General features: G+C 52.1%; 17 protein-coding genes. 11 read left to right on the top strand and 6 right to left on the bottom strand.

Features of this window, described 5'->3' with window-relative positions; all coding sequences use genetic code 11:
• Nucleotides 1–378: 378 nt before the first annotated feature.
• Nucleotides 379–2,688, bottom strand: a complete 2,310-nt coding sequence (locus tag E5354_RS05085; protein ID WP_246863747.1) for a BamA/TamA family outer membrane protein — start codon at nt 2,686–2,688, stop codon at nt 379–381.
• Entirely contained in the window at nt 2,669–7,438 is a 4,770-nt protein-coding gene (locus E5354_RS05080) for a translocation/assembly module TamB domain-containing protein (RefSeq protein ID WP_168353830.1), read from the bottom strand. Before E5354_RS05080 ends, E5354_RS05085 begins: the two co-directional genes overlap by 20 nt.
• A 205-nt stretch (nt 7,439–7,643) precedes the next feature.
• Between E5354_RS05080 and E5354_RS05075 the strand changes: the two genes are divergently transcribed.
• The 5 genes from E5354_RS05075 (at nt 7,644) to hisB (ending at nt 15,112) form a co-directional block, all read left to right on the top strand.
• Complete coding sequence (locus tag E5354_RS05075) at nt 7,644–10,463, top strand: putative LPS assembly protein LptD (RefSeq protein WP_246863746.1); 2,820 nt, start codon at nt 7,644–7,646, stop codon at nt 10,461–10,463.
• A 291-nt stretch (nt 10,464–10,754) separates the two neighbouring features.
• A complete protein-coding gene (gene hisG, locus E5354_RS05070; protein WP_123395497.1) occupies nt 10,755–11,621 on the top strand; it encodes an ATP phosphoribosyltransferase in 867 nt (288 codons plus the stop codon).
• Nucleotides 11,622–11,628: 7 nt separating this feature from the next.
• Nucleotides 11,629–12,930, top strand: coding sequence for a histidinol dehydrogenase (gene hisD / locus E5354_RS05065; protein ID WP_135946649.1), 1,302 nt, complete (start codon nt 11,629–11,631; stop codon nt 12,928–12,930).
• 6 nt (nt 12,931–12,936) lie between these two features.
• Nucleotides 12,937–13,974, top strand: a complete 1,038-nt coding sequence (gene hisC, locus E5354_RS05060) for a histidinol-phosphate transaminase (protein ID WP_135946648.1) — start codon at nt 12,937–12,939, stop codon at nt 13,972–13,974.
• Nucleotides 13,961–15,112 carry a bifunctional histidinol-phosphatase/imidazoleglycerol-phosphate dehydratase HisB gene (hisB, locus tag E5354_RS05055; RefSeq protein ID WP_123395494.1) on the top strand — a complete coding sequence of 384 codons (1,152 nt, stop codon included), beginning with the start codon at nt 13,961–13,963 and terminating at the stop codon, nt 15,110–15,112. The genes hisC and hisB overlap by 14 nt, the downstream gene beginning before the upstream one ends.
• Before the next feature lie 2 nt (nt 15,113–15,114).
• Here the strand turns inward: hisB and E5354_RS05050 are convergent, their stop codons facing one another.
• From E5354_RS05050 to E5354_RS05040, 3 genes are read right to left on the bottom strand one after another with little or no spacing between them, the layout of a single operon-like run.
• Entirely contained in the window at nt 15,115–16,305 is a 1,191-nt protein-coding gene (locus E5354_RS05050; protein ID WP_123395493.1) for an ABC transporter permease, read from the bottom strand.
• A 14-nt stretch (nt 16,306–16,319) separates the two neighbouring features.
• On the bottom strand, nt 16,320–16,976 hold the full coding sequence (locus tag E5354_RS05045) for an ATP-binding cassette domain-containing protein (RefSeq protein ID WP_123395794.1): 657 nt from the start codon (nt 16,974–16,976) through the stop codon (nt 16,320–16,322).
• A gap of 5 nt (nt 16,977–16,981) precedes the next feature.
• Complete coding sequence (locus E5354_RS05040; RefSeq protein ID WP_135946647.1) at nt 16,982–18,481, bottom strand: hypothetical protein; 1,500 nt, start codon at nt 18,479–18,481, stop codon at nt 16,982–16,984.
• Between the two features lie 176 nt (nt 18,482–18,657).
• Between E5354_RS05040 and E5354_RS05035 the strand changes: the two genes are divergently transcribed.
• The 6 genes from E5354_RS05035 to E5354_RS05010 are packed head-to-tail and all read left to right on the top strand — an operon-like array spanning nt 18,658 to nt 22,657.
• The gene (locus E5354_RS05035) at nt 18,658–19,149 is read left to right on the top strand and encodes a very short patch repair endonuclease (RefSeq protein ID WP_123395491.1); all 492 of its coding nucleotides are present in this window, start codon (nt 18,658–18,660) and stop codon (nt 19,147–19,149) included.
• A gap of 48 nt (nt 19,150–19,197) precedes the next feature.
• A complete protein-coding gene (locus E5354_RS05030) occupies nt 19,198–19,746 on the top strand; it encodes a DUF4199 domain-containing protein (protein WP_123395490.1) in 549 nt (182 codons plus the stop codon).
• 14 nt (nt 19,747–19,760) lie between these two features.
• The gene (locus tag E5354_RS05025) at nt 19,761–20,735 is read left to right on the top strand and encodes a glycosyltransferase family 2 protein (RefSeq protein WP_123395489.1); all 975 of its coding nucleotides are present in this window, start codon (nt 19,761–19,763) and stop codon (nt 20,733–20,735) included.
• A gap of 18 nt (nt 20,736–20,753) precedes the next feature.
• Nucleotides 20,754–21,284, top strand: a complete 531-nt coding sequence (locus tag E5354_RS05020; RefSeq protein WP_123395488.1) for a nitroreductase family protein — start codon at nt 20,754–20,756, stop codon at nt 21,282–21,284.
• On the top strand, nt 21,269–21,778 hold the full coding sequence (locus E5354_RS05015; RefSeq protein ID WP_123395487.1) for a DUF6452 family protein: 510 nt from the start codon (nt 21,269–21,271) through the stop codon (nt 21,776–21,778). Before E5354_RS05020 ends, E5354_RS05015 begins: the two co-directional genes overlap by 16 nt.
• A gap of 3 nt (nt 21,779–21,781) precedes the next feature.
• Nucleotides 21,782–22,657 carry a DUF6048 family protein gene (locus tag E5354_RS05010; protein WP_135946646.1) on the top strand — a complete coding sequence of 292 codons (876 nt, stop codon included), beginning with the start codon at nt 21,782–21,784 and terminating at the stop codon, nt 22,655–22,657.
• A gap of 20 nt (nt 22,658–22,677) precedes the next feature.
• Here E5354_RS05010 and trmD read toward each other — a convergent pair whose 3' ends face one another.
• On the bottom strand, nt 22,678–23,355 hold the full coding sequence (gene trmD, locus E5354_RS05005) for a tRNA (guanosine(37)-N1)-methyltransferase TrmD (protein ID WP_135946645.1): 678 nt from the start codon (nt 23,353–23,355) through the stop codon (nt 22,678–22,680).
• Nucleotides 23,356–23,397 lie beyond the last annotated feature (42 nt).

Here is a 23,397-nt window from a genome sequence, read left to right as displayed (position 1 = left end):
TTTAGTTTCACTTTTCGAGAAGAGTACTAACTACTTCTCACTTTTGAAATAATATAACTCCTATTCTATTTTTAGGTCATTCGTGACCTAAATTTTTTGGCTTTAGTCCATATACATGTGAATCTCCGGCCCTAAATCGGGGCCGGCATATCACACTGAATATCATGTTTTAACGGCTGGATTGCAATTAATATGCAACCTTAAATTATTCATCATAAATAATAGCAGACTCTATCTAATCGTTCTATAAACACCGAGGGGGCTAAAAAGGTTCACACAAATTACAACTTTTTTTCAAAAAATTTCACAAACGCCCCTTAACACACAAAAATCCACCGATAAAAAATTACCGGCGGATTATATATTGGTCAACAAAAATCAGAAAGGATAGCCTATGGCAAGGTGGAAGGCAAGCGACTTCTTGAATGACTCCATGTTATAGTAGCCACCATGACCGGTGTCGTAGGGCGCATGGATACCTATACCGAGGTCGCCGCGTATAACAAGCATGCTTATGTCGAAGCGCAAACCCACTCCGGTACCCACGGCCAAATCGCGGAAGAATGTGCGTCCCTCAAGCTTTCCGCCCGGTCGGTTGGGGTCGTTCTTCAGCAGCCACACATTGCCGGCATCAAGGAAGAAAGCGCCGTGAACGGGACCGAATATCGGGAAACGGTACTCGGCATTGCACTCAAACTTAAAGGTACCGGTTTCATCGAAATTGCTGTTGACATCGTCCTTATCGGGATGATAACTGCCCGGACCGATGCTGCGGACGGTAAACGCACGCACCGAGTTGGCACCACCCACATAGAACTGCTCGCTGTAAGGCACCTCGTGACCGTTGCCGTAGGCATGAGCCACGCCGCCAAACATTCGCGCCACAAACCAGTGCTCACCCTTGATCCTTCGCGAGTAGACAATCTGAGCCGTGCCCTTTATGAACTGCGAGAACGGCATTCCAAACAGTCGCTTCTCGCCCTTCACTCCTGCAAGACGCCATATACCCCAGCATATATTTCCCGCCTCCTGAACCGTAGCCTGAACATTGAGCAGGTTGTCACGGTTCATCACGCGGTCATAGATCATGGTGAAGCCCATCTGCGGAATGAACTGGTCGCGGAAACTCACCGCAACTGCCGGATTGGCCGCCATGATTGAGTCAAACTCCGAAGTGGTGCGCAAAAGCTTCACATAGGATAGCTTGAGCGGAGTAAACGTATAGGAGAAGTATTTGCGTGTCTGCCAGTCGTAGTTCATCGACGCGCTGAACTGAGCCATGTTGAAGTAGTGCGGACGGTTGAGTAGGTCGGCGTTCAACGTGAAGCGCGTCCAGTTGAGATTGCGTCGCGACAACGGGAAGAACCTCGGAGCAAGCATGCGCGGAAACGAGAGCGAAGAGTTGATACCCACCTCGTAGCTGTTGAACACCGAGGAGCGGTCGTGTCCCGTCTGCCACTCGTAGGAACCCGTAAGGCCCACACGCAGCTGCTCGCCGCCGCCAAAGAGGTTGCGGTTGGTCACCCACAGCGACAATCCCGGGCCGAGGTAACTGTTGGATTTCGACGACACATTGGCCTCGATGCTCGCCTCAAGTGGTTTGTCAAATGTACACTGGATGACCACATCAAGGCGGGGCTCGGCGCTCGTCGTGTCAGGGAACGCATCGATGTTTATGTAGTTGAATATGCCGAGGCGCGACAGATAGGATTGCGTGCGGTTCATCTCGCTCACGGCAAATATGCGATTTTTACGGAACGTGATGCACCCCGGAATCAACCCCTTGCGCAAGCGTGACGGCATCATCTGTATCACCGTGCCGCGCCGCGTCACCGTAGTGTCGGGAGTACCTCCCCCGTCATTTCGGCTGATGAACACCGTCACGTTGCCGGTGCGGTAACGCTGAAGCGCAAACTTGGGAATGTTACGCGCCACAGTGATGCGTAACGCTATTCGCTGTGGCGTTATGGTACTGTCGGCAAGATACTCTATATACTCGGGACGGAAGAAATAGTAACCCTGGTCACGCAGCACGTTGGTGATGCGGTTGCGCTCGATGCTCAACGAGTCGGTAGAATAACGCATTCCCTTGCGGAAATAGGTGCTGCTCATCGCCACCGAGTCAATCTTGTGGTAAAGGTGACATGTGTCGGGCAGATACTCTATCGAGTCGAGCAGATAGGCCGGCCCGGTGTGTACCGTATATATGATCTGAGCCTTTTTTTTGTTCTTCTTGTTATAGAGCAGCTCATAGGAGGCCGTTCCTCGGAAATAGCCCGCGTCATCAAGATTGTTCTCGATCATACGCGTGCGCAGATGCGGCCTCACATCGCTTATCAGCACAGGTTCCTCGACAAGCTTCTCATAGAGCCAGTGCTTAAAGCCCTTGGGTGGATTGCTCCAATTGTTATAGACCCACAATCCCAATGGGAAAGGATAACGGTAATAGGGCGACAGCCAGCTAAGACTGTTGTTGGGTCTGACATTCACGGCATTCTTCACCTCTTCGGCAACTCCCGAAGGCACCTTTTCGCCTTCCGAAGGCACAATGTCGATCTTCTTAACACCGGTGTAGAGCACATCGTCGGCACCCAGCCTACGTGTGGTCGAGCATGATGTCACGCTCACGGCCAACGCCGCGATTACGGCCAGCCACAGATATGTAATGTCAATTCTTCTCCGCATCATCGTTATTCTTGTTTATAGGTGATGTTCCGGCAGGCGATTCAGCCGGTTCCGGGGCTTCGGGCGACTCCTTGCGGTGACCCACGAAGCGGAACAAATCCCTGAGCGAGCTAAGCTTGCGCTTGTAGACAAATCCGACACCGGTCTGTATCACCTCGCCCTCAAGCACATTCTCGTAGCCTTCGTGCCTGAACAGTCGCAGATACATCGAGCCGCTGCGGTTGAGCATATACTCAAATGAAATGTCATTTATCAGATTCTGCGACAGGTTCTCGTCATTGTCGGCATCGGTCGAGTAGTTTCCTCCTATCACAATCTTTATGCGGTCGTTAAACAGAGTCTTGCTCACCTTGTAGCTGTAGCTTGTAGTGGTGGAAGTAGCGCCTTCGTAAGTGCGGTCATACTGGTCGACGCCAAACGTTATGTCGACTCCCTTTATATTGTTGGCCGCCCACGTGTTGAGCTTGGATGTCAGGAACGAGAATAGCATATTGCCCGACAGATTGGACGAAGCCTTCGTGCCCGGGCCCGTGTATATATTGTAAAGCAGCATGTTCATCGCCTGATTGGCGCGCTGCTCGGGACTCATCGTCTGCAGCTCATTCTGAATGGTGATGTCGTCATTGGTCGACAGGTCAAACGACACATCCATATTGGAAAGCGTGTTGGTGACATTCAGCGTTATTATGAAGTTGACAAGACGGGAGTTCTGCCCCTCCTCGGTCACGTTGGCCTTAAGCGTTTCAGTGGCATGGATGTTTAGAATGGGATTCAACATGTCGCCGTTGAACGCCACATAACTTCCGCTCTCGAAGTCAAAGAGTTTCTGGCTCATGAACGGCGGTGTGTAACGCACAAATCCCTTGTCGATGGTGTAGCGTCCGGTAATGCGCATGTCACTGAACGGCGACATGGTGAAGTTAAGGTTACCCGAACCCTGAATCTGCGCCTTGTCCTTGCCGTTGGACGATATGTCAACATTGATTGTCGAGCCCTCCGAAATGATGACCTGGGCATTCAGCATCAGTGACATGCCTGTAGACTCAAGCGAGTCGGCCTGGAGCACGGCTGCGGTGTCGCTGAACTGGACAAACCGCACCATGTCACCCGCTCCCACGCCTTCCGACAGCTGATCGGCGGCCATGTCGAGCACGTAGGTCACATTACTGCCTTCAAGTAGATTGAGCTTGGCGTTTACCGACATGAAATCCATGTTGCCTTTGACATCGGCGTCAAGATTTATGAATCCGCGTCCGTAGACATCATGTCCCTTTCCGCGGTCGATACCCACTATCTGCATGTCACGCGCCTTCATGTCGAGGTCGATTCGCGGCGACACAAGACTTGTCATGTCAACAGTTCCGTTGATATAGAGTGGATTGTCGTTGATGCCCTTGATGGTGTAGTTGTTGAAGCGCACGATATTGCTGTCGACCGGTATCTTCTCGTCGGAGAACTTGAACGAAGTTCCCACCATGTCGACGAGCACATCGGTGGAGTCGAAATCGAGGAATCCGTCAAACACCGGATTGGCCATCGTTCCCGTTATGTCCATCTCGCCGTTGAGCATTCCGTGAAGCTTGGCAACTCCCGGAGGCAGGAACGGATTGACTATGCGGAGCGGGAAGTGTATCATCGAGAAGTCGAGAGCAAACGGATGCGCGGCCGTGCTGTCGTTGAGCGAACCCGAAGCCGTGATGACCTTGATGCTGTCGACCATAAGCGATGTCGAAGCCTTTATGACCCCTGAAGCGGTAGTCGACAGTCCGAGGTCGAGCAGGAATGAGCCCACCCTGTCGCCGCCGTAGCTCAAGTCGTCGAGCGTGGCATTTCCCGTACCCGACAGTGACTTAGCCTCGGCATCCCAGCGGATGCGCATATCGACTCCCGCGACGCCCTTGACCGGCGGAGCGAATGGCGACAGCGCGAGCCAGTCGGCAAGCTGTATGCCCGATGCGTTCACCACTACATCCTCCTGTCCCATCACCGAGTCGTTATGGGAATGTTCGGTGAATATGCGCAGGTGGCTGTCACCGTTCGACAAGTCGAGGTTGGCGTCAAGATGCCTTGACCCGAAGCTGTAGCTTATGAAGTTGTCCTGATTCAGCGACCATGTCTTATAGCCTATGACAGGTTTAAGCGGCACAAGTCGCATTGTAAGCAGCGAGTCGGAGCCGGTGAGATTGACACCGATCTTAAATCCCGTATCGCCCTTTATGTTGCTTTGGTTCAGGAAGAGCGAGAAATTCTCGTTGGCAAGGAATCCCGTAGCGTTCACATGTGCGAAATCGTCCATCGTTCCCGGTCGGTTGTTGACATTGATCTTATACACAAGGAACTTGCCGTGTTGCAGTGCATTGAACGCGATCGAGTCGAGTTGCGTGTTTCCGGTCTTGAACCCGTCGACAGCTGCATTCATGGTTATGATGGTGTCGGTGCTCATGTTGAACTTAAGCGAGTTAAACGACATTTTGACCGGTTCCAGGAAGTCGGATATCACGCTGTTGGCCCCCGAATTGAGGTCGAGAGCAAACGGCGGCAGCGCATGTTGCAACGCTATTATGTCGACACGCTTGTCGGCCATCTGCTTTTCAAGCAACGTCATCGTACCTGTGACACGTGTCATGAACGTGTCAATCGGGCATTTGGCCATAAGTCCCGCCACAAGCGATTCATTGTGAAGCGTCACCACCATCGAAGAGTCGGTGGCATCGAGTGTCGTGTTTATAGCCGGGGTTGCAATCTCCATGTCGGGCATCGACCACGCAAGGTCGGTCACATTGACATTACCGTTGTAGTAATTGCGTTTGGGATTGACCACGGCCTTTCCGTCGATGCTGAACGATCCCTTGTTCTCGGTTGTGGAAAGATGCAGTCCTTTAAGATCGAAGTTACGCACATCGCCTTCAAACTCTACATTGATGTTGTCGCCGTCAATCTTACCCGACATCGTCATGTCAAAGTTGGCGTCATGGTTCATCGACATCAAGCCTGCGTCTATTACGCCGGTGTCAAGCTTGGCCCACGCCCGCATGTTGGAGTAAGCTATGCTGTCATATACTAATTTGTCTATTGCCATTTCGGCATCAATCGTGGTCTTGACCGACATCGGGTCATAGCCGCGCCCCTTCACCTTCACATTGGCCGTTAAATCGCCTATTCCCATCTCGGGCATGAATGAGCTTATAGGGAATTCATCAAGGTTAAGGTCGGCTGTATAGGATTCCGCACGGCCGTTCCAGTCACCGTAAAGCAGCACCTCGCCTTTACCGGTAACGGCACGCAACATTCCGTTGTAGGCGCCCGATTCCATTTCCACACGGCCTTCAAGCTTTATGGGCGGAATGTTGAGCTGCTTGGCAAGCTTTGCTTCAAGCACCGTGGGTTTTATGAAGTTCACGTTCTTGAGTTCGCCGTCAAGCAGTATCTCGCCGCTTATCTTATCGATGTCGAGCATGTCATATACCTCGCCGCGCATCTCCATGTTCATATATCCCGGCAAAGCCGCATATATTTTCTCGACACGCATTGCCGACACTGTTCCTTCGGCATCGGCTTGCAGATTTATGTCATTGTAACGCGGAATTGTCTTCAGCATCGGCACGAGCGACGGCATCAGCATCTCCACATCATGCACCCCTATCCTTGCCGCCGCCTTAAGTCGCAGAGGCAGGTCGGGATTGGTCGTCATGTCGCCCATTCCCATGTAGGCATTGAACTTTATCGCCGAAAACAGGGTGGTTATGTCGAAGTTGCGGGCTTCCATTCCGGCCGTGTCCATGGCAAATGTTCCCGAAGCGTCAAGCTTTACACCGCTGCGCTCGGTCGCCGCAAGCCGTTTAAGCGGAACCGTTATCTCGACTCCTCGGTTGTAAAATGAATCGACGCGAATGTCTATATCGTCGGCTTGCAGATAATTCATGTCAAGTCCGGGTTGCGGCACGGCGCCACGCATGGCATATACGGCACGTTGTCCGGTGAGCCTCACCGTGTCGCCGGTAATCACCCACATGCTGTCGAGCGGAGTAGGACGCTCATCGACTGTAGTCACAGTGTCGGCAGGGTGTGCAGCAAGATACTCGGCCGAAGGCGTGAGATACATTGCGCTGACACTGTCGACGCTCAATGAACGGGCATGAATGCGGCGGGTGGCGAGATCGAGAAATCCGTCACGCAGCACAGCCAGCGGAACCGTTGCCGACAACGAGTCGATGACGGGCATCATCGACATCCGGTAGCTGATATTACGCAGCAACAGCGAGCCCGCCTTGATGGTCAACGGCATCGATGCTGTAGTGTCGACCGGTGTCGCAGTAGTGTCGCTACCGTTAAACAACAATAAAACATCGCCTCCGTCAAGCTCGGCATGACTCACTTCGATTAACGAATTTTTAAGGTCGTAATGCGACGGTTCAAGCTTGAAATCCTTCACATCGGCCACAAGATACATCACCGAGTCGGGGGTCCCCATCTTATAGCGCACATCGCTGATATGTCCGCTCGCATGTATATCAAGCTTCAGCAGCGGCAGTATGTCGACATCAAGATCGGCATTTCCCACCACAGCCATTGTGTCGCCGGGCGAAGTCATAACTCTCACTCCGTCAAGCATAACGCTCAACGGCCACTTTAGCCGAAAACGGTCAATCTCTATCGTCATCCCCGATGACTTGGCGACCTCACGCAGTGCTATATCCTTGACGAAATTCTGCACAAAGGGCACATAGAGAAGAGCAGGTATCAGTAAAATCACAATCAATACCCACATTAATGTCTTCAGTATTCTCCTGACGATTGTATTTTTTATAAGGTGTCCCAAAATAAATAGTCCTTTGTGATTTATAACATAAAGTTACATCTTTTGTTTTTAACATTTGCTAATCTTGGCGATATTATTTTCATAATCGCATCGCAAATAGTATCTTTGCAACGATTTTGCATTTCGACTCATCACTATTTTGAGAAATTCTCACCTATATATAATAATATCGGTGCTATTATGCGCTATAAGCGCCGGAGCCGCGTCACTGCCCCGACGAGCCAATCCTGACCCGTTGCCATCGCGTGTCGACTCCTCTGTCGTAGCCCTTGACTCGACATCGGTCGATTCAATCCCCGATTCCTACGACCCGTTGCGCCGCACCCTCATCAGCGAGGCTGTCCCCGAATCGGTGGCGGCTTCCACGCTCCCCGTGTTCCATCCCAAGGAGGAAACCAAATCACGCATCCAGCGCCAAAAGGTCGATCTTGACAACGTAGTAACCTTCTCGGCCAAAGACTCACTGGTGCTTGTAGGCAAAAACAGCGCGTTCATGTATGGCGACAGCGAAGTCAAGTATGGCGACATGGAGCTGCAGGGCGCTGAAATAAAAATGGACATGGCCACCAACGTAGTCTATGCCGTAGGCCGTCCCGACTCGGTAGGCGAATTGCAAGGCTCGCCTGTATTCTCCGACAAGAGCGGTGAATACGAGTCCAAGACAATGAGCTACAACTTCAAGACAAAACGAGGAATGATAACCGATGTCGTCACCGAGCAAGGCGAAGGTTATCTGACCGGAGGTCGCACCAAGATGATGGAAAGCGGCGAATATTACCTCGCCGACGGAAAATACTCCACCTGCGACGATCACGATAATCCCCACTTCTACTTTCAGTTGACCAAAGCCAAGGTCATCCCCAAAAAGAATGTGGTCACCGGACCCGCCTACATGGTGCTTGCAGGACTTCCGCTCCCGCTTGCAGTGCCGTTCGGCTATTTCCCCTTCTCCGAGAAGTACTCTTCAGGTATAATATTCCCTTCGTTCGGCGATGACTACAACCGAGGATTCTACCTAAGCAACGGAGGCTACTACTTTGCCATAAACGACAACATCGACCTTGCGCTCACCGGCGAGATATACACTAAAGGCTCGTGGGGTATAAACGCACAGTCGGCCTACGTGAAACGATACAAGTATTCGGGTAGTTTCCACTTGAGCTACATCAACACGATTTTCGGCGAAAAGGGCAACCCCGACTACTCTAAGCAGACCAACTTCCAGATTCTCTGGAACCACTCGCAGGACTCAAAGGCCAACCCCAACATGACCCTCTCGGCAAGTGTAAATTTCTCGACGAGCGGCTACACGCGCAACGACCTCAACAGCTACTACAGCAACTCGTTCACCGAGAATACCAAGAGTTCGACCATCAACATGACCTATCGAATCCCCAACTCAAAATGGTCATTCTCAACAACCGCCAACATATCGCAGCGTACCCAGGACTCGACACTTGCAGTGTCATTCCCCAACCTCACGGTGTCGCTGTCGCAGGTCTATCCCTTCAAGCGCAAACGCGCCGTAGGTGCCGAACGCTGGTATGAGAAAATCAAGCTCTCCTACTCCGGTCAGTTCCAGAACTCGCTGACAGCCAAGCAGGACCAGTTCTTCAAGAAGAGCCTCATAAAGGATTGGCGCAACGGTATGCGTCACTCAATCCCCATCTCGGCTACATTCAACCTGTTCAAATATATCAACCTCACTCCGCAGATATCGCTAAACGACCGAATGTACACCTCAAAGGTGCGCCGAAGCTGGGACCCCAATGCCTCAGCCGAAGTGTGCGACACCACCTACAGCCTGTATAACGTGTGGGATTTCAACGCGTCAGTGTCACTCGACACCAAAATCTACGGTTTCTTCCAGCCTATGAAATTCCTCGGCGACAAGGTAAAAATGATACGCCACGTATTGACTCCTACAATATCGTTCTCGGGTGCTCCCGACTTCTCGTCGCCGTTCTTCGGTTACTACGGCAACTACTCCTATCAGGACTCCAAGGGTGAAACCGTCACCAAGAAATACTCGCTCTTCCCCAATGCCCTTTACGGTGTGCCGGGACAGGGACGACAAGGAGTGGTGAGCGTTTCACTCGCCAACAATGTCGAGATGAAGGTAAAGAGCGACAATGACAGTATAGGTGAAAAGAAAATATCGTTGATCGAGAACTTCAGCGTGTCACAAAGCTACAACTTCGCAGCCGACTCGATGAACTGGAGCAACATACAGACCTCATTGCTGCTACGACTCGTCAAGAACTTCAACCTGAGCCTCTCGGCTACATGGGATGTCTACACCTATCAGCTCAACTCGGCAGGAAACCCCGTGCGCGTAAACGTGCCTCGATGGAAAGCAGGAAAGGGACTCGGACGACTCTCAAGCACCGGAACATCCTTCTCCTACACCTTCAACAACAACACCTTCAAGCGCAAGGATAAAAAGGACGACAAGAAGAAATCGGGAAGCGTCGACGACGAGCCCGACAACTCCCACGAGCTTGAGAACACCTCGGGCGACTTCCGCAACAACCGCACCGGCAACAGCGAAACCGCCGACAGCGGTCTGCAGCTTAACGACGACGGTTACATGGCCTGGGAGGTTCCGTGGAGTCTTACATTCAACTATTCGGTCAACTACGGCTACGGAGCCTTCAACAAAAAGAAGATGGAGTATGACGGCAAGATAACCCAGAACCTCAGCTTCTCAGGCAACATACAGCCCACCAAGAACTGGAACTTCGGATTCAGCGCAAGCTATAACTTCGATACCCACAAAATAGCTTACATGAACTGCAACATATCACGTGACCTCCACTGCTTCACGATGACTGCGAGCTTCATACCCGTAGGTCCCTACAAGAGCTACAATTTCCACATAGCCGTGAAGTCGTCGCTCCTGCAGGACCTGAAGTATGACAAGCGCTCGTCGATGACCAACGGTGTGACATGGTATTAGCCGTATAAAATACAAATTATCCGATTTCCCGCACGAAATTTCGCTTTTTGTTAGCAAAATTCATTTATTTATACTACTTTTGTTGCAGAAACAACAATACGAATAATATGTTGATAATTTTAAGCTCACGATATCATCACCATCATCATCTCCGTTACTCGCAGTGAGGGAGCAATGAGGCGTGCATGATGACTGACGCTTACGACAAGTCAATAAATGTATAGAGCCGGCTTCCCGTCACAGGAGGTCGGTTCAATTATTATTGTGAAATCTATAAAAACTATACTCAATATGGACAACAAACTACGCATCGCCGTCCAGTCGAAAGGACGACTCTATGAGGAAACAATGGAGCTGCTTGCCGAGGCAGGCATCAAGCTCACGGCAGTGAAGCGCACACTGCTTGTTCCGTCACGCAACTTCCCGGTGGAGTTGCTGTTTTTGCGCGATGACGACATTCCCGATTCCGTTGCCAACGGCACCGCCGACCTCGGCATCGTTGGCCTGAATGAAGTCCTTGAAAAAGAGAAGGATGTCGAGGTGGTAAAGGAACTCGGCTTCAGCAAGTGCCACCTGTCGCTCGCCATCCCCAAGCGTGAGGACTACACAGGCTTGTCATGGTTCAATAATCGCAAGATTGCGACATCCTATCCCGTCATATTGTCACACTTCCTTGAGCGTAACGGCATCCGAGCCGACATTCACGTGATTACCGGCTCGGTGGAGATTGCTCCGGGTATAGGACTGGCCGACGCTATCTTCGACATCGTTTCATCGGGCTCGACACTAATCAGCAACAATCTCGTCGAAGTCGAGCGTATAGTTGAGTCACAGGCCGTACTTATCAGCCCCCGTAGCCGACACCTGTCGGAATCAAAGCGTGAAGTGCTCGATGAACTGTTGTTCCGCTTTGAAGCCGTTAAAGCCGCCGACGGCAAGAAATACATTCTCATGAATGTGCCACGCAACAAGCTCGACGATGTGCTCATGGTGCTTCCCGGAATAAAGAGCCCCACCATACTGCCGCTGGCCAACAGTGACTGGTGTTCGGTTCACTCAGTTCTTGAAGAGAAAAAGCTGTGGGAAATAATAGGAAAACTTAAAAATGCCGGAGCCGAGGGGATACTCGCTCTCGACATTGAAAAAATGATACTTTGACCTCAATATGGAAATAATCAGATATCCGTCGCGCGACAGCCGAAACGCACTGCTGCAACGACCGCTTGCCGACAAGGCGCGTGAAGTCACCGATACCGTGACATCGATAATGGACGATGTTAAGCGTAACGGCGACGAAGCGTTGATGCGTTACGAAATGAAGTTCACCGGCGCTCACCTCGACCGCCTTGAAGTAACACCCGAGGAGATTGACGAAGCCGAGAGCCTCGTGAGCGACGAGCTGCGTGACGCAATAGCAATAGCGAGGGAAAACATCGCGGCGTTTCACAGCGCACAGGCGATGTCACAACCAGTAAAGGTGACGACACAGCCGGGCGTGACATGCGAGCAGCGTGCTGTGCCCATTGACCGCGTGGGTCTTTACATCCCCGGAGGCAACTCGCCGCTATTCTCGACCGTACTGATGCTTGCCGTCCCGGCGCGCATAGCCGGATGCCGTGACATAATCCTCTGCACTCCCGCCGGGAAGGACGGGAAAGTACATCCGGCCATACTCTATGCAGCAAAAGCGGCCGGAGTAAGCCGAATATACAAGACAGGAGGTGCGCAGGCCATAGCGGCGATGACATTCGGCACCGGGAGCATCCCCAAAGTCTACAAGATATTCGGTCCGGGCAACCGTTACGTTATGGAAGCCAAACAGCAGGCGACAATGCACGGCGTTGCCATCGACATGCCGGCAGGGCCGTCGGAAGTGCTGGTAATAGCCGACGACGAAGCCAATCCCGAATTTGTGGCGGCCGACTTCCTCTCTCAGGCCGAGCACGGCCCCGACAGCCAGTCGATACTCCTCACCACGTCACCCCGACTTGCCGACCGGTTGCCCGAAGTGATCGAGCGATTGCTGTCGACACTACCGCGCCGTGACATGATGAACCGCTCGCTTGAACACAGCCGCATCATATTGCTCGGTGACATGGATGAAGTGATGGAGTTCAGCAACGACTATGCGCCCGAGCATCTCATCATAAATCATCGTGACGCTCGCTCGCTTTGCAGCCGCGTCACCAATGCCGGCTCGGTGTTCATAGGCCCCTACTCTCCCGAAAGCGCGGGCGACTATGCGTCGGGCACCAACCACACCCTGCCCACATCGGGCTATGCGCGCAGCTACAGCGGAGTCAACATCGACAGCTTTACAAAGAAGATAACGTTCCAGGAACTGACACCTGAAGGCATAAAGTCGATTGGTCACGCGGTAGAAACGATGGCCGAGAATGAAGATCTCATGGCTCACAAACTCGCCGTGACGCTGCGACTGAACTCAATTGAAAACAACGCTAAATAACGCAACATGACATTAGACAGCCTCGTGCGCCCCAACATACTGCGCCTCACGCCCTACACATGCGCCCGCAACGAATACACCGGCGAAGCTCTCGCATGGCTCGATGCCAACGAAAACAGCCGCATCGACGGCCTTAACCGCTATCCCGACCCCCTGCAACTGGAGGTGAAGCGCCGCCTCGCTGAAATTCGCGGAGTTACGCCCGACCGCATATTCCTCGGAGTGGGAAGCGATGAGTGCATCGACATAACCTATCGCGTATTCTGCCGTCCCGGCATCGACAATGTAGTCGCCATCGACCCCACCTACGGGATGTATCGCGTGTGCGCCGACATAAACGATGTAGAGTATCGCGCGGCAAGCCTCAACGACGACTTCACGGTCAATGAGGAGAACCTGTTCAACCTCGTCGATGAAAACACCAAAGTGCTGTGGATGTGCTCGCCCAACAACCCCACAGGCAACGCGCTCCCAATCGACGACATGCTGCGCATAGCCCGTCGGTTCCAAGGCATAACGGTGATCGATGAAGCCTATATCGACTTTTCGGACAAAGGTTCGATGGTTAAGTATCTCGACACATTGCCGCGACTGATAGTCATGCAGACATTCTCCAAAGCCTGGGCCTCGGCTGCGATGAGGCTCGGCATAGCATATGCGTCACCTGAGATAATCGACATCTTCAACAAGGTGAAATATCCCTACAACATCAACATCCTCACCCAACGTGAAGCATTGAATGTACTCGACCGAGCCGACAAGGTTGTCGCCGTGACCAAGGAGCTGGTCGAGGCACGCGACAGGCTTGCATCGCAGCTTGAATCCCTGTCGGCGGTAAAGCAGGTATATGCCTCCGACGCAAACTTCCTGCTCGTGAAGGTCGATGACGCCGATGCTCTATACGCCTGGCTGCGCGATGCGGGCGTAATAGTGCGCAACCGTTGCCGTGTACACCTTTGTGCCGGATGCCTTAGGATCACGGTAGGCAGCGACAACGAAAATCGATTGTTAATTGAAAAAATAGAGGAATATGACCGACGCTGACACCCAACGACCGCGAGTACTCTTTATCGACCGTGACGGCACACTCATCGTGGAGCCTCCCGTGGATTTTCAGGTCGATTCGCTTGAAAAGCTCGAATTAATGCCCGGCGCACTGCGTGCAATGCACTTCATTGCGTCACGACTGCCTTTTGAGCTTGTCATGGTCACCAATCAGGACGGACTCGGCACCGAGCTCTTTCCCGAGGATACCTTCTGGCCGGCCCACAACAAGATGCTGAAGGCATTTGCCAACGAAGGCGTGACATTCAACGACATAATCATCGACCGCACTCTGCCCGAAGATAACGCGCCGACACGCAAACCCGGCACGGCATTGCTCGGTAAATACATGTCGGGCGACTACGATTTGTCAGGTTCACGGGTTATAGGCGACAGGCTGACCGATGTCATGCTCGCCCGCAACCTCGGGTGCAAGGCCATACTCTTGCGTGAGCCCACTCCCGAATTGATGCAGGAGATTGCCGATGCCGGACTAAGTGACGCTGTGGAGCGCGTAACGCCGTCGTGGGACGATGTGACGGTCACGCTCCAAGGAGGCACGCGCCGCGCATCGGTAAGCCGCGTCACTTCCGAAACAAAAATAGAGATAACCGTCGACCTCGACGGAACCGGAAAGGGCAACATAACAACCGGAATAGGCTTCTTCGACCACATGCTCGACCAGATAGCACGACACTCAGGCATCGACCTCGACATAACGGTGGAAGGTGACCTCCATGTCGACGAACATCACACCGTCGAAGACACCGCGATAGCTCTTGGCGAAGCGTTACGCAAGGCATTGGGCGACAAGCGCGGTATCGAGCGTTACGGATTCGTGCTGCCGATGGACGATTGCCTCTGTACGGTTGCCGTTGACTTCGGAGGGCGGCCATGGCTGGTGTGGGATGCCCAATTCAAGCGCGAGCACATAGGCGACATGCCCACCGAAATGTTCATGCACTTTTTCAAGTCGCTGAGCGACAACGCGCTGATGAATCTATTCATACGCGCAGAGGGCATCAACGAACATCACAAAATCGAAGGTATATTCAAGGGACTGGCAAGGGCTTTGCGTCAGGCGATAAAGCGTGATCCGTTACACTTCACGCTGCCGTCGACCAAAGGCACACTGTGACATCAACCCTTGAAGTAACGCATCATGGTGCGTCTTATCGAAATGATGTTGACAACGGTAATCAGCAGCATTATGGCTAATCCCGTGACAATGGCCGGCCAAGGCGATGTCGACGACAACCCAAGCGACGATAACGCTCCGCCCCAAAGGTGACGCCCCACAAGCACTACCGCAATCGCCGCGACAAGCACAATGATGTTTATCGCCACTACCATGCGGCAATAGCGGCTCGACACCATGCCCGGCGAATAGCCGAGAAGCATCAGGTCGTGCAGCTTTGTACGATTTTTCTGCAAAAGCAGGTAGATGCTCAACATCAGGATGAAGAACGACAGCAGGCTTATTATAGCACCTACCACAATCACTACGGCCGTCACTACCGAAAGGAAGTAGGCGGCCTTTCCATTGTCGGCCTTGTCGCCGGCACTTTCGTAACCGTGGCTCTGAAGGAACTCCTTTATGGCAGGGTCGCCGGGACGGCTCACTTCGATTATAAGGCGCGAAGGAGGCGACACCGGTTCTTCGGCAAACCGCTCATTGGCCCACTCCATAAACTGCTCAGGCACGGCGATGGTATTGAGGCGTGACGAAAATCCCACGATACGCGCCGGTAACCACTGCTGCCGTCCGTTACCGCTTACCGACACCTTCAACGGCACCATCCCTATCATGGCCTCGCTCAACTGAGGCAATCCGCGCGACGATGCAAATCCGAAATTATATAACGACAGATAGTCCTTGCTCAATATTATGGGCACAACCGGATCAGCAGGGTCAAAATCCCACTCCGAGGGCATGACATCGAAAAACTCCGACGGTATCGACTCGAAAAATAGAGCCGTCGACATGCCGCGTCCGCCCATCTCGACCGAGGCGGCGACATTGAACGACGAAGCGGTGAACTCACCCACCCTTCTCACCCAGGGCTGTGACTCTATCTCAGTTATGTCGGCATCGCTGAATGTCGCGTCACTCTTTCCTGTAAGCGAGCCGAGTCCTTCGACCTTGCGTGATATAATCATGTAGTCGCGCGAGATGAATGAATCGTCGCCATCCCACACGGCCGTGACATCGCGATAAAACTGAATCGCGGTGAGCACTATCGACAGTCCCACAAAATTGGCGACGGCATATCCGATGAGTTGTCCGGCACTTATGTTACGCTTCAACAACCGCCACACTATATCCTTCATAACACAATCACTCTTTATAATGACAAAACTTTTACAGGATCTATGTCAATGGCATATCCTACCGAAGTTGCGATGACGGCCGCATCCTGTCGGTTGACCTCATCGAGAATAAGTTGCGACACCAAGGTGTTGTTGCGGGCATCAAGGTGACTCACCGGTTCATCGAGCAACAGGAAGTCAAACGGTTGACATAACGACCTAACGATAGCCACACGCTGTTGCTGACCGATCGACAGACGCGCTGCCGGTTCATCGGCTTTATCGGCAATCTCAAGGCGTTCAAGCATCGCCGTTATCTCATCACGTGTCTTAAATGAGGTGAGTCGGTTCTTTATCTCGATATTCTCGGTCACGGTAAGTTCGGGAAACAGCCGCATCTCCTGAGGAAGCAAGGCGATGTGGGAAACGCGCATGTCACACCACTCCTTAACCGAAAACGACCTTATGTCACGCCCGTTGAAAAGTATGCGCCCCCGATAGTCACTCCGGTTTCCGTAGATGAAACTGCACATCGACGATTTTCCGGTACCCGACTCCGCCTCTATGCGATATATCCCCGGGCGATTGAATGTAACGCCGCTCAACCACACATCGGAGTCGAGGACCGACGCATCGCCTGCCGCCGACGCGAATACATCGGGCAAAACGTCATCAAGAGCTATCGTGTCAATCCTCATCACTTTATAGTGTCGATGGGAGTGAAACCAAGAGAGTCGTAGTCGTCATCATCAACTACATTGACATTTCCATCGGCCTGCATCAACATCGCAAACTGTTCAAGAATGGGAGCGTTGGATCCGTTGAAACGGAAATCGGCCTCAAAATCGTCCGACACCTCCATGTCAAGGCTGAATCCGCGGCCTCCGTAGGTCACCTCGCCCATCGAATCGGGGATATTGGCCCACACGGCCACCACGTTGCCCTTCATGCAGTCACGTGCGGCATCGTTGCCGAGCTGCTTCAACGAGCGGTTGGCAAATACGAGGCAATTTCCCTCGGCAGTAAGAGTTATTGCGGGAGAACCAGCCATCTGCCACACGATACTGTTGCCGTCACGTAACGCCGACAATCCCATGGTGGAGATAAGTCCGTTTATATCGCTCATCGTCTTCTTGATATTATCCTTGTTCATCTCGATGGCCACCACAAAGCTGATTTGGTTCTCAATATCTCCGGCCGACATGGTTGCATCGGCCATCGGTCCGGCAGCCACCATAATTGTGCCGTCGATGCGTCGCAGATAAGGAAGAATCAATCCCATCAATGTGCGCTGCTTATAATCGAGAGGATAAACAGCCTGAACATAACCGAGAATTGCGTCCCAGTCAGTATCGGAGCGCAGGCCCATCGCAGCCACAAAGACATCGCTCGGAGCCGTATAGTCAATCAATTTGCTGTTTATCTTCTGCAAATTGGCATTCATGTCGATTTCATCGCCGTTGGCGTTAAGATATATGGCATTGACATCGACTTGAGTAGCGTTACTGCCGAATGACGCATCGACGCATGTCCAACCCGAGGCATTGGCCGGAGTCATGGCAACGACTGTGCGCATCACCTCATCGTTACGTTCAAGGAACTTGCCTACGCCCTTCAGCGATGCTATCGACTTATTGGATGCTATCGTAAGCTGCTCGGAGAGGAGCTTGGCCGACCGCTGCGGGTCGCCGTCCATAATCCAACCTTGCTTGCCCTTCACAAAAAGAGTGGTGTGATCGAGCGAATAAGCGTCAAAGTTGCCCACCGACTGCTTTGATCCGGCTTCAAGCTGTTCAATCAATTCAGCTATGTTATTTATCTTGAACGTAAGTATATAGACTCCGCTCTTAATCATCTCCTTTACTCCGCGAAGACCGTCCTTGTCATGAATGGCAAATGCCACCACCATGTTGCGGTCTATCGCCGTCGACATCAGCACGGTTTTTATCTGCTTCTTTGCTCGGTCGGTACTGTTGACAAGCAGGCGGTCAAGCGTTTCATCGGCAGTGAGCTTGCCACCGTTACGCACTCCGTCAAGGTCCTCATTCAACCTGACGGCGTTGACAGCAACCACAGCAGCCGCATCGGCCGGCACCGTGTCGAGAAGACGGACATCGCTGTCACATCCCGACATGACCGTGGCTACGCAAACGATAAGTAATATCGCGATTTTTTTCAAGGAGTTAACTTCCATCATAGATTAATTTTAGTATACCTGATAATATAAACAACGATTAAATCGATTTGATAGTGACAAAATTAAACAATCTTCACCAATCTACAACTTTTTTCCATCGCAATTGACTGTTTGTCACCCGACATGGATTTGTTATATTGACATAAAATCCCTAATTTCGTAACAATTCAAACGTGATGGATACGTTCAGTTCAAATAAGCGATCGGCGATAATGGCCGCTATACGCAGCAAGGACACGAAGCCCGAGCTGATAGTGCGCCGTTACCTGTGGAAACGAGGATATCGTTATCGCAAAAACGTGCGCGGCCTTCCCGGCACGCCCGACATAGTACTGCGCAAGTACAGGGTAGCGATATTTGTACACGGATGTTTCTGGCACGGACACGGCGACACGAAGATGCCGTCGACCAATTCAGAATTCTGGCGTGACAAGATAAACCGCAACAAGGAGCGTGACAATCGCGCCAAGCAGCGTCTTAAAGAGATGGGATGGAACGTGATGACAGTGTGGGAGTGCCAGTTGCGACCCGCAAAGCGTGACGCCACACTGCTTGAAATCGAGTCGCTGCTTAACCGTTCCTATCTGTCGCAATACCGGCGCCCCGAGGCCGAAGAGGATTATGCCATGGCAGCTGAGCCGACGATGACTTACGACAAGGACATTTAAGCCTCACATGCGCTATATTTCAGTTTTATTTTATACCTTTGTACCTGTATGAACGGGACAAAGAAAATATTCCATTCACCCTATCGCCGCGGCGCCGATTACGGCGTATGGTTCGGCCTGTATCTGACCGCACTCTTCTTTGCAACGGCCTACTCGATGTCACAACCTCCTTTGGGACTGCTCTCTTTAGTGCTGATGTCGGGCGTTCCTGTCGTAATATACATCATGTTGCGGCGTTCCTATGTATCCGACTTGGGCAAGACACTATTTTCATCGCTTTGGATGGAGGGCATCATGATATTCCTGTGCGGAGGAATGATTGCCTCATTTATCGCAGTAATGTATATGCGATGGATCGAGCCCGAGTTTCTTGACCATCAAGTGACAATGATGATCGACCTCTACAACTCCACCGACTGGGAGCGAGGGAAAGAGTTTGCCGAGATGCTTCAGCGAGCACGCGACCAGCATCTCATACCACGCCCCATCGAGCTTGCCGTCGACATGCTGTGGCTCATAGTATTCTCAGGGTCGATACTGTCGATGCTGATGTCACTTCTCGTTCAGGCACGTTCGGTCAAACCTAAAAAATTGTAACCAAATTATCGGAAATGGACATATCAGTAGTAATTCCGCTATATAACGAAGCAGAGTCGCTTCCCGAGCTTGAAGCATGGATAAGCCGCGTGATGAACCAACACGGCTTCACCTACGAAATCCTCTTCATCAACGACGGGTCGACCGATGACTCATGGGAGGTCATAAACAAGCTTCGCGAACACAATCCCAACATACGCGGAGTCAGCTTCCGTCGCAACTATGGCAAATCGCCGGCCTTGAACACCGGATTCAGCCGCGCCAAGGGCGATGTCGTCATCACAATGGACGCCGACCTGCAGGACAGCCCCGATGAGATTCCCGAACTCTACAGGATGATAACCGAGGATAAATATGACCTCGTGTCGGGATGGAAGCAAAAACGCTACGACCCGCTGTCAAAGACGATTCCCACAAAACTGTTCAATGCCACAGCTCGCAAAGTGAGCGGCATACACAACCTGCACGACTTCAACTGCGGCCTGAAGGCCTACCGCAACAAAGTGGTGAAACACATAGAGGTCTACGGCGACATGCACCGTTACATCCCCTATCTGGCCAAGAACGCCGGATTCAACCGCATAGGCGAGAAAGTGGTGCATCACCAGGCCAGAAAATACGGCACGACAAAATTCGGGCTCGACCGATTTGTAAACGGTTATCTCGACCTCGCCACGCTGTGGTTCACCGCCAAGTTCGGAGTCAAACCGATGCACTTCTTCGGTCTTCTCGGCAGCCTCATGTTCATCCTCGGCTTCATAGCCGTGGCCGTAGTGGGCTTCGGGAAGCTATATGACATGAATCACGGCAACCCCTATCGACTTGTGACCGATTCACCCTACTTCTACATGGCGCTGACGCTGATGCTGCTCGGCTCACAACTGTTTCTCACCGGATTCATTGGCGAGCTCGTAGTGCGCAACTCCGACCGCCGCAACGAATATGAAATCGACGAGGAGATTACCCCCACTGACAATAATAACGTTTAATCCACAACCGCAACAGACATGAACGCATATCCTGAATTTTACCATCTTGCCGCCGAGCGTTACTCATGCCGCAAATACACCAACGCACCGGTGTCACGCGAACTTATAATGGCCGTACTCGACACTGTGCGCCTCGCACCGTCGGCCTGCAACAAGCAACCCTGGAAATTCCTCGTGCTCGACACCCCCGAACTGCGTGACATAGTGATACGCAGCTACAGCCGCGACTGGATAAAGGAAGCCCCTGTCTACATCGTGGCCCTCGGACTTCACGATGAAGCGTGGCATAGAAGCTTTGACGGAAAGGATCACACCGATGTCGATGTGTCGATAGCCGTAGAGCACCTTTGCCTCGGTGCGGCATCGCTCGGACTCGGAACGTGCTGGGTGTGCAACTTCGATCCCACAATAGTGCGTGAAGGGCTCAACCTTCCCGACAATGTGGAGCCTATAGCCATAATACCTATGGGCTATCCCGACAGCGACGGCACCGTACCCGAAAAAAAGCGCAAGCCTCTTGACGAAATTGTAAAATGGGGAAAATACTAAACGTAACAGCATCATTGCTCACAGCGCTGAGCATAACGCTGTCAAGCTGCAACACATCAGGATGTACCGACAACCAAAGCTCGATACCTCTTGCCGGGTTCTACTCCTACAACACCCTGCGTGAAATATCGGTCGACTCGATATCGGTAGGCGGCGTAGGAGCAATCAACGACTCACTGTTGCTTAACACGGCATCGGCATCCAAAATATATCTGCCATTTCGTGCTAATAAGGACTCGACTTCATATTTCATACGATATGAGGCCAAGAAGCTGAACTTTCCCGAACTATTCGACACAATAACGTTCAAATACAAGCGTATACCCTACTTCGCTTCGGAGGAGTGCGGAGCCATGTACCGCTACTCAATCGAAAAGCTCAACTACACCACCCACCTCATCGACTCGGTGGGCCTCGTTGACTCGCTGATAACGAATGCCGACATAGAAACCATACGCATATATTTCAGAACCGAAGAAAAACCTAACGAATAAACGATGTTGCGCCGCTGTATAATATTACTCCTAAGCCTCGTCGCCCTGACCGTAACGGCCCAGCGACGCGTCACGCCCGTGGAGAATCCCGACAACAAATCAAAGAATTCAACCGAGAATACAAAAGTGACCAAGCCCGGCGAGCGACCTGCAAGCGTAATAGAGATGCAGGACATGGAAGGTCACACGATATTGGTCGACACAATACTCGGAGTAGAGTATCGCGACACAATATTGACTACGGCGCCTAAACTGATATATCCGCGATTCCATGCCGTTACGGTGGGTGTAAACCTATGGGATCCGCTTATGCGATGCTTCGGCCAGCAATACGGGGGAGTGGGATTCTGGGGCGAACTGAGCCTGCACAACTGGATAAAACCCATAGTAGAGGCAGGCATAGGAACCGCCAACTACACACCCGACGACGGCAACTACAAATATAAATCATCCTTAGCGCCTTTCTTCAAGATAGGTGTAAACTACAACTTCCTTTACAACTCCAATCCCGACTATTCGGTTTACGCCGGACTGCGTTACGGCATTACCAACTTCAGCTACGAAGTAAACGATGTAATAGTCGACCAAGGCTATTGGGGCGATAACGAAGTGATAAACATACCATCGCAACGCGCCACAGTCGGTTACGTTGAGTTTATGGTGGGAATAAGGGTGATGATCTACAAGAATTTCTCGCTCGGCTGGGACCTGCGATTCCACAAAATCGCACATCAGGGGACTCACCTCTACGGCGACCCGTGGTATATACCCGGTTACGGGACCAAAGGCTCAAGCTTCTCGGGCTCATTCTCGCTAAGCTACACACTGCCGCTTAGAAAGCCCGAACCGCCGGTTCTTCCTCCTGGAGCCGACGAGTGACCGCATTAACGCATATCACATTACTCGTCAAGGAGTCCGGGACGCAGGCGACGCGTGCGCTCCACGGCTTGCTGATGGCGCCATTCGTCGATGCGCGCCTGATGCCCCGACAGCAAAATGTCGGGCACTTTCCATCCCTTATATTCAGCCGGACGCGTATAGATGGGCGGCGCAAGCAGATTATCCTGGAATGAATCGCTAAGCGCACTCTGCTCATCGCCTATAGCACCGGGAATAAGCCTCACAATGGCATCGGTTATCACCAGTGCAGGCAACTCTCCTCCCGTAAGCACATAGTCGCCCACAGTTATTTCACGCGTAACGAGATGCTCGCGTATGCGGTAGTCAACGCCCTTGTAGTGTCCGCAAAGAATGATTATGTTTTCAAGCATCGACATGCGATTGGCCATAGGCTGACTGAACTGCTCACCGTCGGGTGATGTAAATATCACCTCATCATAGTCACGCTCGCTCTTCAAATGCGAGATGGCACGGTCCACAGGCTCAATCTGCATCACCATTCCGGCCTCACCGCCGAAAGGATAGTCATCGACCTTGCGGTGCTTGTTGGTGGTATAGTCACGCAGGTTGTGAACCACAATCCGAGCCAGCCCCTTGTCCTGGGCACGCTTCAATATAGAGCAGCCAAGCGGCGACTCAAGCATCTCGGGAAGTACGGTCAAAATGTCGATACGCATAGGAGTGTTGTTATTATTTGTTTTCTTGATTACGTTGATCAG

The sequence above is a fragment of the Muribaculum sp. NM65_B17 genome (genome assembly GCF_004793735.1).
GTDB lineage: Bacteria > Bacteroidota > Bacteroidia > Bacteroidales > Muribaculaceae > Muribaculum > Muribaculum gordoncarteri.
Note: the sequence above shows the minus strand (reverse complement) of the source record. Positions and strands in the feature narration are given on the sequence as shown.